This window comes from Pseudoduganella ginsengisoli, assembly GCF_009720865.1.
Lineage (GTDB): Bacteria > Pseudomonadota > Gammaproteobacteria > Burkholderiales > Burkholderiaceae_D > Rugamonas > Rugamonas ginsengisoli.
The window spans coordinates 15,180-30,262 of sequence record NZ_WNLA01000016.1; the positions used below are offsets into that span (position 1 = coordinate 15,180).

Genomic DNA, 15,083 nt, shown 5'->3' on the forward strand with positions numbered 1-15,083 from the left:
GTTATAATTCAAAGGTTTAGCCAATTACCCATCGACCGTAGCGCCTACCTCACACATCCATCTTCATCTGATCAGCAAGCTCGCGAATTTGTTCAATTCTGCCGGGCTACCATGCTGTTCGTCTGACGTGGCGCCGCTACGGTAACTTTATCAGGAGTTGCCCTTGCCGCCATTTTTTTCTGGCCCAGCCGTCCCAGCCATTCTGGCTCTTGCTGACGGAACTATTTTCAAAGGTTTTTCCATCGGCGCCGCCGGTCACACGACGGGCGAAGTAGTTTTCAATACTTCGATCACCGGTTACCAGGAAATCCTTACCGATCCAAGCTACAGCCGCCAGATCGTCACCCTGACGTATCCCCATATCGGCAACTACGGCATCAACCCGGAAGATGTCGAATCCACCAAAGTCCACGCCGCAGGCTTGATCATCCGTGATTTGCCACTGCTGGCCTCGAATTTCCGTTCCACCCAGTCGCTGTCCGATTACCTGAAGGCCGAGAACATCGTTGCCATCGCCGGTATCGACACCCGCAAGCTGACCCGTATCCTGCGTGAAAAAGGCGCCCAATCCGGCGCGATCCTGACTGGCACCCAGGGCAATGAGCCATCGGCAGCCCAGGCACTGGAACTGGCCCGTTCGTTCCCTGGCCTGACCGGTATGGACCTGGCCAAAGTCGTTTCCGTCAAAGCCGCTTACGAGTGGACGGAAAACGAATGGAAATTGGGTGAAGGCTACGGCAAGGTAGAAAACCCTAAATTCCACGTGGTCGCATACGACTTCGGCGTCAAGCGCAACATCTTGCGCATGCTGGCCGAGCGCGGCTGCAAAGTCACCGTGGTGCCTGCCCAGACCACGGCCGAAGAAGTGCTGGCCCTGAACCCGGACGGCGTGTTCCTGTCGAATGGTCCTGGCGACCCGGAGCCATGCGACTACGCAATTGCCGCCACCAAAGTCTTCCTGGATAAAAAGCTGCCGGTGTTCGGTATTTGCCTGGGCCACCAGATCCTGGCGCTGGCTTCCGGCGCGAAGACCCTGAAAATGAAATTCGGCCACCACGGCGCCAACCACCCGGTGCAAGACCTCGACAGCCGCAAGGTAATGATCACGTCGCAAAACCACGGTTTTGCCGTGGACGTGGATACCTTGCCGGCCAACTGCCGCGTGACCCACGTGTCGCTGTTCGACGGCTCGCTGCAAGGCTTTGCCCGCACCGACACGCCGGCGTTCTGCTTCCAGGGTCACCCTGAAGCATCCCCTGGCCCGACCGACGTCGCCTACCTGTTTGACCGCTTCATCACGTCGATGGAAGCAGCGGAGAAGAAATAAATGCCAAAACGTACAGACATTAAAAGCATCCTGATCATTGGCGCCGGCCCGATTGTTATCGGCCAGGCGTGCGAATTCGACTACTCCGGCGCCCAGGCTTGCAAAGCCCTGCGCGAAGAGGGCTACAAGGTCATCCTGGTGAACTCGAACCCGGCGACCATCATGACCGACCCGGAAATGGCCGATGTCACCTACATCGAGCCGATCACGTGGCAAGTTGTCGAGCGCATCATCGACAAGGAAAAGCCGGACGCGATCCTGCCGACCATGGGCGGCCAGACTGCGCTGAACTGCGCACTCGACTTGCACCGTCACGGCGTGCTGGATAAATACAAGGTGGAACTGATCGGCGCGACGCCGGAAGCCATCGACAAGGCCGAAGACCGCTCGAAGTTCAAGGATGCGATGACCAAGATCGGCCTGGGTTCGGCACGTTCCGGCGTGGCGCACACGATGGACGAGGCGTGGGCCGTGCAGCGTGAAATCGGCTTCCCGATGATTATCCGTCCATCGTTCACGATGGGCGGCACGGGCGGCGGTATCGCGTACAACGAAGAAGAATTCGAAACCATCTGCAAACGCGGCCTGGAAGCATCGCCGACGTCGGAACTGCTGATCGAAGAATCGCTGATTGGCTGGAAAGAGTACGAGATGGAAGTGGTGCGCGACAAGGCGGACAACTGCATCATCGTGTGCTCGATTGAAAACCTGGACCCGATGGGCGTGCACACGGGCGACTCGATCACCGTGGCGCCGGCGCAAACGCTGACCGACAAGGAATACCAGATTATGCGTAACGCCAGTCTGGCGGTATTGCGCGAGATCGGTGTCGATACGGGCGGCTCCAACGTGCAGTTCTCGATCAACCCGAAAGACGGCCGCATGATCGTCATCGAGATGAACCCGCGCGTGTCCCGTTCGTCGGCGCTGGCATCGAAAGCCACCGGCTTCCCGATCGCCAAGGTTGCCGCGAAACTGGCCGTGGGCTTCACGCTGGACGAACTGCGCAACGAAATCACGGGCGGCGCCACGCCGGCGTCGTTCGAACCATCGATCGACTACGTCGTCACCAAGGTGCCGCGCTTCGCGTTCGAGAAATTCCCGACCGCCGACAACCGCCTGACCACGCAGATGAAATCCGTGGGTGAAGTGATGGCCATGGGCCGCACGTTCCAGGAATCGTTCCAGAAAGCCCTGCGTGGCCTGGAAGTGGGCGTCGATGGCTTGAACCAGAAAACCATCGACCGCGAAACGCTGGAAGTGGAACTGGGCGAGCCAGGTCCTGAGCGTATCTGGTACGTGGGCGACGCTTTTGCACAAGGCTTCACCCTGGATGAAGTGCATGCGCTGACCCACATCGATCCATGGTTCCTGATCCAGATTAAAGAGATCGTGGACCTGGAACTGTGGCTGGACACGCAGAAGCTGGAAAACCTGGACAAGAACACCTTGTACAAGTTGAAGCAAAAGGGCTTCTCGGACCGCCGCCTGGGCTACCTGCTGCAAACCACCGACACGGAAGTGCGCAACAAGCGCCGTGAACTGGGCATCCGTCCGGTGTACAAGCGCGTGGATACGTGCGCGGCGGAATTCTCGACCAACACCGCGTACATGTATTCCACGTACGATGAAGAGTGCGAATCGAATCCGACCGACAAGAAGAAAATCATGGTGCTGGGCGGTGGCCCGAACCGTATCGGCCAAGGTATCGAATTCGACTATTGCTGCGTGCATGCCGCGCTGGCCATGCGCGAAGACGGCTACGAGACCATCATGGTCAACTGCAACCCGGAAACCGTATCGACCGACTACGATACGTCCGACCGCCTGTACTTCGAATCGCTGACGCTGGAAGACGTACTGGAAATCGTCGACCTGGAAAAACCAGTGGGCGTGATCGTGCAGTACGGCGGCCAGACCCCGCTGAAACTGGCGCTCGACCTGGAAGCCAATGGCGTGCCGATCATCGGTACGTCGCCGGACATGATCGACGCTGCGGAAGACCGCGAGCGCTTCCAGAAGCTGCTGCAAGACCTGGATCTGCGCCAGCCGCCTAACCGCACTGCGCGCACGGAAGAAGAAGCGCTGCGCCTGGCGCAGGAAATCGGCTACCCGCTGGTGGTCCGTCCTTCGTACGTGCTGGGCGGCCGCGCGATGGAAATCGTGCACGAGCAGCGCGACCTGGAACGCTACATGCGCGAAGCCGTCAAGGTATCGAACGATTCGCCAGTGCTGCTGGACCGCTTCCTGAACGACGCCATCGAGTGCGACGTGGACTGCATCTCGGACGGCAAGTCGACCTTCATTGGCGGCGTGATGGAGCACATCGAACAGGCCGGCGTGCACTCGGGCGACTCCGCCTGCTCGCTGCCGCCGTACTCGCTGTCGCAGGAAACCATCGATGAACTGAAGCGCCAGACCGCGCTGATGGCCAAGGGCTTGAACGTGGTCGGCCTGATGAACGTGCAGTTTGCGATCCAGAAGCAGGATGGCAAAGACGTCGTCTACGTGCTGGAAGTGAATCCGCGCGCATCGCGTACCGTGCCATACGTGTCGAAAGCCACGGGCCTGCAACTGGCGAAGATCGCCGCACGCTGCATGGCCGGCCAGTCGCTGGCGGAGCAGGGCATCACGAAAGAAGTCGTGCCGCCTTACTACAGCGTCAAGGAAGCCGTGTTCCCGTTCGTGAAGTTCCCTGGCGTGGACACCATCCTGGGCCCGGAAATGAAATCGACCGGTGAAGTGATGGGTGTGGGCATGACGTTCGCGGAAGCGTTCGTGAAGTCGCAGCTGGGCGCGGGCGTGAAATTGCCGAAGTCCGGCAAAGTGTTCCTGTCCGTGAAGGCGTCCGACAAGCCGCGCGCCGTGAAAGTTGCGCGCGACCTGGTCGATGCGGGCTTCTCGCTGGTGGCCACCAAGGGTACTGCGGCCGTGATTTCGGCAGCCGGTATCCCGGTAACGCCGGTTAACAAGATGTCCGAAGGCCGTCCGCACATTGTCGACATGATCAAAAACCATGAGATCGCGCTGGTGATCAACACGGTGGAAGAAAAGCGTTCGGCAATTAACGACTCGCGTAATATCCGTACGTCGTCGCTGGCGGCCCGCGTGACCACCTACACGACGATCGCCGGTGCGGAAGCGGCCGTGGCCGGCATCCGCCACCTGGATGAGTTGCGTGTGTACGATTTACAAGGGCTGCATAAGTCTTTAAACTAAGCCTGTTCCTGCCGTTTGGCAGGCCGCAGAATTGATATGCGGATGCCCGGCCTGAAGGCCCGGCACACCGTGTGATACCTGACAGAGCCCGCGCTGTTGTATGGCGCGGGCTCTGTGCTTTTTTGTAATCGAGAGAGATGAATATGACTTCAGTTCCACTGACCAAATACGGCGCCGAACTCCTGCGTGAAGAATTGCACCAGTTGAAGACCAAGGAGCGCCGCATTGTCATTGACGCGATCGCGGAAGCGCGTTCGCATGGCGACTTGTCGGAAAATGCTGAATATGATGCTGCCAAGGAACGCCAGGCGTTCGTGGAAGGCCGTATCGCTGAACTGGAAGGCAAGCTGAGCACCGCTCAAATCATTGACCCGGCCACGCTGGATGCGGAAGGCCGCGTCGTGTTTGCATCGACCGTGGACCTGGAAGATTTGGAAAATGGCCAGAAAGTCAGCTATCAAATCGTTGGTGTTGATGAGGCTGACTTGAAGTTGAGCAAAGTTTCCGTGACGTCCCCGATTGCCCGCGCGCTGATCGGCAAATATGCCGGCGACGTGGTGGAAGTGCAGGCGCCATCGGGCCCGCGCGAATATGAAATCCTGGAAGTGCGCTACGTTTAATGCCTAGCGTGCTCGCCAAGGTCCGCCTGCTGGTGGCGGCGTTGTGGGCCGGCAGCCTGTGGGCGGTTGGTTACCTGGTGGCGCCGACCCTGTTTGCGACCTTAAGTGACCGGGTGTTGGCTGGTTCCATTGCCGGCAGCATGTTCCACTCGATGGCCATGCTGTCGCTGGGCTGTGCGCTGGCGATGGTGCTGCTGTTATGGCGCGCCACGCCGGACTGGACGGCGCAGCGGCGCCGCACGGTGCTGGCGCTGGTGGCAGGCATGGCGCTGTGCACGGTGGTGAGCCACTTTGGCTTGCAGCCGATGATGGCGGAATTGAAAGCGGCGGCAGGGCCGGGCGGGGTGATGGAATCCGCAGCGAAGGGCCGGTTTGGCATGCTGCACGGCATTTCCAGTGTGATTTATCTGGTGCAGAGCGTGCTGGCAGGCTGGCTGCTGCTGAAGCAATGATGTCTTTACTTCGTCATTCCCGCGAACGGCTCGGCGCCCCCGCAGGAATCCATGCTGAGCGGGCATAACCTGCGCCCTATGGATCCCCGCCTGCGCGGGGATGACACAGTTTTGCGGAGCTTGGCGTGCAGATTAGGCCAGCGATGCTTTCTTGGTGCTCTTCTGGCGCGTTTTTGCGCGCTTGATGGTGCCGCCTTCGGTGACACGTTCGTTGCCTTTCAGCAAAACTTTGCTGACAGATGGCTTCTTGGTGCCGCTGGCGGATGGCTTGACGATGGTCACCATGCGCATGCCTTTGCCGGCTTTCGCGGAGCGTTCCTTTTCCACTTCCTTCTTTGGGCGGTACAGGACCAGCAGTTTGCCGATGTGCTGCACCGGCGCGGCGCCCAGTTCGGCGCAAATGGTTTCATACATGCCGATGCGGGCTTCGCGGTCGTCGCCGAACACGCGCACCTTGATCAGGCCGTGTGCATCCAGGCCCAGTGCGATTTCTTTCATGACGGCCGGCGTCAGGCCGGATTCGCCGATCATGACGACTGGCTTCAGGCCATGGGCTTCAGCGCGCAGCGCGGAGCGTTCAACGGGGGTCAGATTGATCATAATGTTTTTTTCGGTAGTTCTCTAAAGGCAGTATTCTACGCGAATGGCTAAGAACAAAATAAACAAAAACTGGTTGCATGACCATATTAACGATCCTTACGTGAAGGCGGCGCAGAAAGATGGCTACCGCGCCCGCGCCGCGTACAAGCTCAAAGAGATCGATGAAGATGAAAAATTGATCAAGCCAGGCCAGGTCATTGTCGACCTGGGCTGTACGCCGGGCAGCTGGGGCCAGTACACGCGCCGCAAGCTGGCGGCGGGCGGCGGCATCAATGGCACCATGATCGGCCTCGACATTCTGCCGATGGAACCGATTGCGGACATGCATTTCATCCAGGGCGATTTCCGTGAAATGGAAGTGCTGGACCAACTGGCGGAAGTGCTGCAGGGCCGCAAAGCCGACCTGGTGCTGTCCGATATGGCGCCGAATTTATCCGGCATTGCGACGGCGGATGCGGCGCGCATGGAAGACTTGATTGATATTGCCATCGACTTCGCGCAGCACCACATGAAACCCGGCGGTGCGCTGCTGGTGAAATGTTTCAAGGATATGGGCTTTTCACAGATCGTTGAGAAATTCCGCGCTGAATTCAAGACCGTCACGCAAAAGAAACCCAAGGCCAGCCGCGACAAATCGTCGGAAATATTCTTGCTGGGCCGTGGTTTGAAGCATCCTGCCCCTTGAGAATGGTCAAACGGGCCATATATCGGCCCGGAGAGGACCCGATTTACCGCTGCAAACTGGCATAAACGACATACTTACGGCGTGTTTTACGCGTATTGGCGCACGTAAGGGCGTGTTTATGGCACACCAGCCTTATTGCGAGTAAAATCGGAAGTCCAGCTATTGGTCTCTGGATGGGGCCAGGATTGAAGGAGTTTTCGTGAATAACATGTTTTCCAAATCAGCCATCTGGGTCGTCGTTGCCCTGCTATTATTCATGCTGTTTAAGCAATTCGAGAATCATGGCATGGCGGCCGGTTCCAAGGTCATTGCTTATTCCGATTTGCTGGACGAAGTCAAATCCAAACGCATCAAGGATGTCGTCATTGAAGGCAGCACACTGACTGCCACCAAGGAAGACGGCTCCAAAGTCCGCGCCAATACGACTTACCTCGACCGTGGCCTGATCGGCGACCTGCGCGACAATGGCGTGCACTTCGACGTGAAGCCGCCAGAAGAGCCATCGTTCCTGCAGCAAGTGTTCGTATCATGGTTCCCGATGCTGCTGCTGATCGGCGTGTGGATCTTCTTCATGCGCCAGATGCAGGGCGGCGGCAAGGGCGGCGCCTTCTCGTTCGGCAAGTCGAAGGCGCGCATGCTGGATGAAAGTAACAATACCGTGACCTTTGCCGACGTGGCCGGTTGCGATGAAGCAAAAGAAGAAGTCACGGAAATCGTCGACTTCCTCAAAGATCCAACGAAATTCCAAAAGCTGGGCGGCCGTATTCCACGCGGCGTGCTGATGGTCGGTCCTCCAGGCACGGGTAAAACCCTGCTGGCCCGCGCCATTGCCGGTGAAGCGAAAGTGCCGTTCTTCTCGATCTCGGGTTCCGACTTCGTGGAAATGTTTGTCGGCGTGGGTGCTTCCCGCGTCCGCGACATGTTTGAAAACGCGAAAAAGCATTCGCCTTGCATCATCTTCATTGACGAGATCGACGCGGTCGGCCGTCACCGCGGCGCCGGTATGGGCGGCGGCAACGATGAGCGCGAACAAACGCTGAACCAGTTGCTGGTGGAAATGGATGGCTTTGAAGCATCGTCCGGCGTCATCGTGATTGCCGCCACCAACCGCGCCGACGTGCTGGATAAAGCGCTGCTGCGTCCGGGCCGTTTCGACCGCCAGGTATCGGTCGGCTTGCCGGATATCCGCGGCCGCGAACAAATCCTGAACGTGCACATGCGCAAAGTGCCAATCGGCACCGACGTGAAAGCTGACATCCTGGCCCGCGGCACCCCTGGCTTCTCCGGTGCGGACCTGGCCAACCTGGTCAACGAAGCTGCCCTGTTTGCCGCGCGCCGTTCGAAGCGCTTGGTGGACATGCAAGACTTCGAAGATGCGAAAGACAAGATCTTCATGGGTCCGGAACGCAAGTCCATGGTGATCCGCGAAGAAGAGCGCCGCAATACCGCGTACCACGAATCCGGCCACGCGGTGGTGGCGAAGCTGTTGCCGAAGGCGGATCCTGTGCACAAGGTCACCATCATGCCGCGCGGCTGGGCGCTGGGCCTGACGTGGCAATTGCCTGAGCATGACAATATCTCGGGTTATAAAGACAAGATGCTGGAAGAAATTTCCATCCTGTTTGGCGGCCGTATTGCTGAAGAAATCTTTGTCGGCCAAATGTCGACTGGCGCGTCGAATGACTTTTCCCGCGCCACCAAGCTGGCCCGCTCGATGGTGACCCGCTTTGGCATGTCCGACGCGCTGGGCGTCATGGTGTACGAAGACAGCCAGAACGAAGGTTTCCTGGGCGGCACCAACAAGACGATTTCGGAAGCCACGCAGCAAAAAGTCGATGCAGAAATCCGCAACATCCTGGACACGCAATATGCGCTGGCCCGCAAGTTGCTGGAAGAAAACCGCGACAAGGTGGAAGTCATGACCAAGGCGCTGCTGGAATGGGAAACCATCGATGCAGACCAAATCAATGACATCATGGCCGGCCTCGAGCCGCGTCCTCCTAAAGCTGGTGTCACCTTGCGCAAGCAGCCGAACAGTGGCGATGGCCCAGGCGTCTCGCCAAACGCGACGGCTCCGGCTTAATTCACAGAGACAGCAATGACGAGGGCGGGGAGCGATCCCCGCCTTTTTTTATCCCGTATGAAGACAATTCCGTTTGGCCGCTTTAACTTGCCACTGCACCCGGCAGGCGCGCTGGTCATGGGCATTTTAAATGTGACGCCTGACTCTTTTTCCGATGGCGGCCAGCATGCCGCGCTGGAAGGTGCGATTGCCCATGCCGAGCTGATGATGGAGCAGGGCGTCGATATCATTGATATTGGCGGCGAATCCACCCGTCCCGGCTCGCCCGCGGTGCCGCTCGAAGAAGAAATGCGCCGCGTGATGCCCGTGATTTATGCGCTGCGCGATTGCGGTGCGGCCATCTCGGTCGATACCTATAAGCCACAAGTCATGCGCGAAGCCATTATTGCCGGCGTCGACATGATTAACGACATCAATGCCTTCCGCGCGGATGGCGCGATTGAAGCCGTGCGCGACAGTGACTGCGCGTTGTGTATTATGCACATGCGCGGCGAGCCTGCTACGATGCAACAGCAGCCGGTATATGACGACGTGGTACTGGAAGTCATTGATTTTCTGCGCGAACGCATTGCTGCATTGACTGCGGCAGGCATTGCCCGTGAGCGCTTGTGGATCGATCCCGGATTTGGTTTTGGCAAGACGGTCGAGCATAATTATGCTTTGATCAAAGCCACGCGCCGCCTGATCGATGAATTGGGCGTGCCGCTGCTGGCTGGCCTGTCGCGTAAATCCATGGTGGGGGCAATCACCGGCAAACCGGTTGAGCAGCGTCTGGCGGGCAGTCTGGGTGGTGCGCTGGCGGCTGTCGCACATGGCGCAAAGATCGTCAGGGTCCACGACGTGGCAGAAACTGTCGATGCATTAAAAGTTTGGCAAGCAGCACATTAACCGTAGAACTCACAGAACATTAGAGAACAGACATGGCACGTAAATATTTTGGCACCGATGGCGTACGCGGCCTGGTCGGTGTGGCGCCGATTACCCCGGATTTCGTTATGCGCCTTGGCTATGCGGCAGGCAAAGTCCTGGTAAAAAACCAGGGCGGTGCAGCGCGCTCGACCGTGCTGATTGGCAAGGACACCCGTATTTCGGGCTATATGCTGGAAGCCGCGTTGGAAGCGGGCTTCTCCGCTGCCGGCGTTGACGTGATGCTGGCCGGCCCAATGCCGACCCCGGCGATTGCTTACCTGACCCGCGCGCTGCGCCTGCAAGCCGGTGTCGTGATTTCCGCTTCGCATAATCCATACGAAGACAACGGCATTAAATTCTTTTCCGAGCACGGCACGAAATTGCCGGATGCCGTGGAACTGGACATTGAAGCGCAACTGGATTTGCCGATGGAATGCGTGGAATCCAAGCGCCTGGGCCGAGCCAGGCGCCTCGATGATGCGCAAGGCCGCTATATTGAATTCTGCAAGAGCACCTTCCCCAACGCGCTGGATTTGCGCGGCTTGAAAATCGTCGTGGATTGCGCCCATGGCGCCGCCTACAACATTGCTCCGCACGTGTTCCATGAATTGGGCGCGGAAGTGATTGCCATTGGTAATAAACCGGACGGCTTTAATATTAATGCAGGTTTTGGCGCTACCGCGACGGCAGCCATGGCGGCCGCCGTGGTAGAGCATGGCGCAGATTTGGGTATTGCCCTGGATGGCGACGCCGACCGCCTGATTATGTGCGATGCCAAAGGCCGTTTATATAATGGCGATGAATTGCTTTATGTTATGGTTATGGACCGTTGCGCAACAGGCCCCGTGGCAGGCGCAGTCGGCACATTAATGACGAATATGGCGCTGGAAGTTGCCTTTAAAGAAAAAGGCATCGGTTTTGCCCGCGCTAAGGTCGGCGACCGTTATGTATTGGAAGTTATGCAGGAAAAAGGCTGGATTTTGGGCGGCGAAGGTTCCGGCCATTTACTGGCAACCGATAAACACACGACTGGCGACGGTATTATTTCGGCATTGCAAGTATTGTCCGCATTAAAGCGTAGTGGCAAATCGCTGGAGCAATGTGCTGCAGACCTGGTATTGTTCCCGCAATCGCTGATTAATGTCCGCGTCAAAGCCGGCTTTGACTGGCAATCGCACGCCGCCGTGGTTGCGGAAAAAGAAGCGGTGGAACGTGAGTTGGGCGATACGGGCCGCGTGTTGATTCGTGCTTCCGGTACGGAACCGTTGATCCGCGTAATGGTGGAAGCGCGCGATGCACAAGCTGCCGTGGCTTATGCCCGCCGAATTGCAGATAAGGTAGAGGCGCGCCTGGCCGCATAAGGCTCACTCGCGGGCGTTCCGCATTGACGCGGAGCGCCCGATGCGGATATAATATTGTCATCGGAGTGTAGCGCAGCCCGGTAGCGCATCTGGTTTGGGACCAGAGGGTCCTAGGTTCGAATCCTAGTACTCCGACCAAATACTTAAAGAACGGGTTAGTCGAAAGACTGCCCGTTTTTTATTGTCTACGATAATCCATTTGGATTCATCACTGCCCATAGCTCAGTTGGATAGAGCATCGGCCTTCTAAGCCGAGGGTCGCAGGTTCGATTCCTGCTGGGCAGGCCATAAAATCCAGGATTGATATTTCTCCGCACGCTTGCTGATCCCGGGCTTTATATCCGGCGTTCCATTAAAACTGCGGCAAAGATAATCAAGAACTTACGGTCAATTTGAATGCCGAAAGGCTATCCGGTGTTATTCACACGTTATTGTGATGGCGGTAACGCAGGATTCAATCGTTTGAAACGTTGCCTAATGCGGGTATTCGTGAGATACAGCCAAGGTTTCAATCATATCCGGTGAAACGGTTAAGCCCGGCGGATGCAATCGATCCCGAACAGTTGCTGCGCCTGAGCGAGAGCGCCATATACGTTGGCAAAACGGCGAGGGCGTACTGCCAAGTGCTGCTTGGCGAGGAACCGATCAGGGTCCGCATGCCGGGCGCAATAAATGTCTGCGTATTTTGACCAGGATCAAGCCGGACCAATGACAGCCGAGGGCTTGGTGAATAAGCTGGTCTTCACGGCACCAGTAATCCCCATAGGAAAGAGCAAATGAACGCACTGGTCTACGAAGGGCCGGGCAGCCCAGACTTGGCTAACGAGCTGAAACCCATGCTAGCCGGGCCTTCCGGCTTCGCATCGGGAGCTTTTGCCATGTACTGCATCCGCATACATGCCGGCGCAAGATGGCCGAGCCAGGCTTGCGACTGATCAAGCCACGCCAGCCATGGAAACTTTGCCAGCACCCGCCGATGCCTTGAATCTGCTGGCTTCGTTCGCTGCTGGCCTGGTGATCGGGATCGAGCGGGGCTGGAACCAGCGGCAGCGCAATGATGGTGAGCGCGTTGCAGGGCTGAGGACATTTTCTCTGGTGGGCATCCTGGGCGGTGTCCTTGTGCTTCTTTCCGGTCCGCTAACGGCATGGGGGCTGCTGGGGACGGTGCTGGGGCTGTCGCTGCTGCTGGCGCTGGCCTGGCGCGAGACGGCGCGCACATCAGGCGACTTCAGTATCACGACCGCAGTGGCCCTGCTGTTGACGCTGATGCTGGGGGCTGCCGCCATGCACGGCCACGTGGCGGTCGCGCTGGCCGCCGCTGTCGTGGTGGCTGTCATGCTGGACTTGAAGTCGACGCTGCACCGCTGGCTACGCCTGATCGAACACCGCGAACTGGCGGCGGCGCTGCAACTGCTGGTGTTGTCAGTGGTGATCTTGCCCAATTTGCCGAATACCGGTTTGGGACCATATCGGGCTCTCAATCCCTATCAGCTGTGGTGGGCCGTGGTGCTGATTGCCGGGTTATCGTTGGCCGGGCACTGCGCGATGCGGGCCGCAGGCTATCAGCGTGGCCTTTTCCTGACCGGAATACTGGGTGGCCTGGCATCGTCCACAGCGGCCACGCTGTCGCTCGCCCGTCTTGCCAGGAGGGAGCCCGGGCTGTCTTCCATTACTGGCGCGAGCGCGCTGGCGTCCTGCGCGGTCATGTATTTTCGTCTATTCATTTTGTTGCTGGCGATCCAACCAGCGCTGTTGAAAACCACCGGTCCGGCCCTGCTTACCACTGGCGGGACCATGCTGTTGACAGGAATTTGGCATTGGCGCCGCGCCAATATTCAGGTTCAGCCTGGCAGCGCCGGGGCTGCGATTGCCCCGTTTGATTTGTCGACAGCGCTGGTGTTTGGGGGATTCCTGGGTGTAATGGCTGTTGCGGTGCCGGCGGCCAAGGATGCCCTGGGAGCTGGCGGCGTGTATACGGCGTCTGCACTGTCGGGGCTGCTGGATGTTGACGCCATCGTCATTTCCATTGCACGCATCCATCGCGCCAGCGGTATCACCGATAGCATCGCTGTCATTTCGCTGTCTCTGGCGGTGTTCGCCAACATGGCGGTCAAGGCCGGCATGGCCTGGGTAGCAGGGGGACGCGCAATCGGGCTGGTGGTGTCGCGCGGCTATGGCATTGCACTGCTGGCCGGCGCCGTGCCAGTGGTGTTGGCCATGGCTTGATGAACCGTAGGCGAACTTGGCGATAGAAGGAAGCAGAAGCCGCCTCCACGCTGTCAACCTTGCGTTGCTGCTGATCGGCTGGGCCGTGAATTCTATCCAGAATCGGAATTGTTGCCGGTTTTGATTTAGATCAACTCATGGCAAAGACATGGCCAATCACGCAGGCTATTGTGGAGTCATGCCGCTGCGGGCGATTGCGCTGGCGGACTCATCGCGATAAGGAGAAGACGATGGCTGCAGAACAGTTTAATCCGGCAGAGGCCGGTGATGGAATGGAGGTTCCCGTGGTGTTTACAGGCTTGCAGCGTTTTGAACGGCATACTGTCATACGCCAGACTTCTTTTTATATATCGGGAACGATAGAGCAGGCGTCCTATTACAACGAACTGTTTTACGCCCTGCGGTCAGCCAGTGAAACCGACCTGATTTATCTGCATTTGAATACGACGGGAGGCGACTTTGACACTGGGCTGCAGATAATTAATAACATGCAAGCATCTGCAGCACGTGTCGTCACGGTGCTGGAGGCGCGCGCTTATTCCATGGGCGCGTTTATCCTCCTCGCTGGCGATGAAATGGTCGTACATGAAAATTGCCAGTTGCTGTTTCACAGCTATTCCGGGAATTTTTCCGGCAAAGGCAATGAGCAGCAGGCGCAAGCCTTGGCGGTGGCAAACTGGTTTGCCAAGTTCATGGAGCGGATTTGCCAGCCATTCCTCCATGCCCGTGAAGTCAGTGCGATTTTAAAGGGAACGGATCTGTGGATGGACTCGGATGAGATCCGCCGCCGCATGCAAAAATTGCAGCGCGCATGCGGCCCGGCAGTTGTTGCAGGCAGGCGGCACGCACCTGCTGCGCCATCCATACCTGCTGCAGCATTAGTTGCTGCCGATAGCGCCAGTTGAAACATGGCCGGGTGGAAGGTAAGGTCCCACCCGGTAAAATTGTTTAATTCGTGTCCGTTTCGGCATGGAATACCAGAACGGGCACGCGGCTTTTTAATAATACCTTGTGGGTTTGGCTTCCCAGTAAAATGCCTTTCAGGCCCGAATTGCCATGTGTGGCCATGGTAATCAGATCGCAGCCCCGCGTCACGGCGGTTTCTACGATATTCCGATATGGCTGGTCGGATCTTAATGATATGGTCTCGCATGGCACGCCCATGGCTTGCGCTTTCTGGGCTAATGCCTCCAATAATTTTGATGCTTGCTCGGACGTATCCCGCATAAATGCTTCACGGGTTTCATCAAGCTGCACCGGCTCGATCGAAAACATATGGTATTCCGGCATGACATGCAACGCTGTAATACGGGCGCCCGCCTCTCTTGCAAACTGTAGCGCGGATTGAATAGCCGATGCTGTAGCAGGTGAGCCGTCGGTAGGCAATAATAAATGTTTGTACATATCAGACTCCTGTCATAAACGTTGGTGGGCGGTGGTGCTGACAGATAGTGTGCGCAAGCTGGCGCATTGCAACTTTGACGCTGATCAAATACTTATAAATAAAGGGTTTTTGCTCTTGACTAAGGGTAATGCTGGTCAGGAGTGCTGGAGTGCCTGCGTTTTTTTGCGGTTTTTTTGCCACTTTATGCCAGGTTTTA

At 57.7% G+C, this 15,083-nt stretch carries 12 protein-coding genes and 2 tRNA genes; 12 read left to right on the forward strand and 2 right to left on the reverse strand.

Features of this window, described 5'->3' with window-relative positions; all coding sequences use genetic code 11:
* Window positions 1-163: 163 nt before the first annotated feature.
* The 4 genes from carA (at window position 164) to GM668_RS20710 (ending at window position 5,618) form a co-directional block, all read left to right on the forward strand.
* A complete protein-coding gene (carA, locus tag GM668_RS20695) occupies window positions 164-1,327 on the forward strand; it encodes a glutamine-hydrolyzing carbamoyl-phosphate synthase small subunit (protein ID WP_155440861.1) in 1,164 nt (387 codons plus the stop codon).
* Window positions 1,328-4,546, forward strand: coding sequence for a carbamoyl-phosphate synthase large subunit (gene carB / locus GM668_RS20700; RefSeq protein ID WP_155440862.1), 3,219 nt, complete (start codon window positions 1,328-1,330; stop codon window positions 4,544-4,546).
* A 143-nt stretch (window positions 4,547-4,689) separates the two neighbouring features.
* A complete protein-coding gene (gene greA / locus GM668_RS20705) occupies window positions 4,690-5,166 on the forward strand; it encodes a transcription elongation factor GreA (protein ID WP_155440863.1) in 477 nt (158 codons plus the stop codon).
* Window positions 5,166-5,618 carry a DUF4149 domain-containing protein gene (locus GM668_RS20710; RefSeq protein ID WP_155440864.1) on the forward strand — a complete coding sequence of 151 codons (453 nt, stop codon included), beginning with the start codon at window positions 5,166-5,168 and terminating at the stop codon, window positions 5,616-5,618. Before greA ends, GM668_RS20710 begins: the two co-directional genes overlap by 1 nt.
* A gap of 132 nt (window positions 5,619-5,750) precedes the next feature.
* Here GM668_RS20710 and GM668_RS20715 read toward each other — a convergent pair whose 3' ends face one another.
* The gene (locus tag GM668_RS20715) at window positions 5,751-6,218 is read right to left on the reverse strand and encodes a YhbY family RNA-binding protein (protein ID WP_155440865.1); all 468 of its coding nucleotides are present in this window, start codon (window positions 6,216-6,218) and stop codon (window positions 5,751-5,753) included.
* 43 nt (window positions 6,219-6,261) lie between these two features.
* Between GM668_RS20715 and GM668_RS20720 the strand changes: the two genes are divergently transcribed.
* The 8 genes from GM668_RS20720 (at window position 6,262) to GM668_RS20755 (ending at window position 14,387) form a co-directional block, all read left to right on the forward strand.
* Window positions 6,262-6,903, forward strand: a complete 642-nt coding sequence (locus tag GM668_RS20720) for an RlmE family RNA methyltransferase (RefSeq protein ID WP_155440866.1) — start codon at window positions 6,262-6,264, stop codon at window positions 6,901-6,903.
* Between the two features lie 199 nt (window positions 6,904-7,102).
* Entirely contained in the window at window positions 7,103-8,986 is a 1,884-nt protein-coding gene (gene ftsH / locus GM668_RS20725; protein ID WP_170305737.1) for an ATP-dependent zinc metalloprotease FtsH, read from the forward strand.
* Between the two features lie 57 nt (window positions 8,987-9,043).
* On the forward strand, window positions 9,044-9,874 hold the full coding sequence (gene folP, locus GM668_RS20730; RefSeq protein ID WP_229499622.1) for a dihydropteroate synthase: 831 nt from the start codon (window positions 9,044-9,046) through the stop codon (window positions 9,872-9,874).
* 32 nt (window positions 9,875-9,906) lie between these two features.
* Window positions 9,907-11,256: a phosphoglucosamine mutase gene (glmM, locus tag GM668_RS20735; RefSeq protein WP_155440867.1), complete on the forward strand. Its 1,350-nt coding sequence runs from the start codon at window positions 9,907-9,909 to the stop codon at window positions 11,254-11,256.
* Window positions 11,257-11,317: 61 nt separating this feature from the next.
* A tRNA-Pro gene (locus GM668_RS20740) sits at window positions 11,318-11,394 on the forward strand.
* Window positions 11,395-11,467: 73 nt separating this feature from the next.
* Window positions 11,468-11,544: transfer RNA gene (locus GM668_RS20745), tRNA-Arg, on the forward strand.
* A 663-nt stretch (window positions 11,545-12,207) separates the two neighbouring features.
* Window positions 12,208-13,482, forward strand: a complete 1,275-nt coding sequence (locus GM668_RS20750; RefSeq protein ID WP_155440868.1) for an MgtC/SapB family protein — start codon at window positions 12,208-12,210, stop codon at window positions 13,480-13,482.
* Between the two features lie 230 nt (window positions 13,483-13,712).
* Entirely contained in the window at window positions 13,713-14,387 is a 675-nt protein-coding gene (locus GM668_RS20755; protein ID WP_155440869.1) for an ATP-dependent Clp protease proteolytic subunit, read from the forward strand.
* A gap of 43 nt (window positions 14,388-14,430) precedes the next feature.
* Here GM668_RS20755 and GM668_RS20760 read toward each other — a convergent pair whose 3' ends face one another.
* Complete coding sequence (locus tag GM668_RS20760; RefSeq protein WP_155440870.1) at window positions 14,431-14,886, reverse strand: universal stress protein; 456 nt, start codon at window positions 14,884-14,886, stop codon at window positions 14,431-14,433.
* Between the last annotated feature and the right edge of the window lie 197 nt (window positions 14,887-15,083).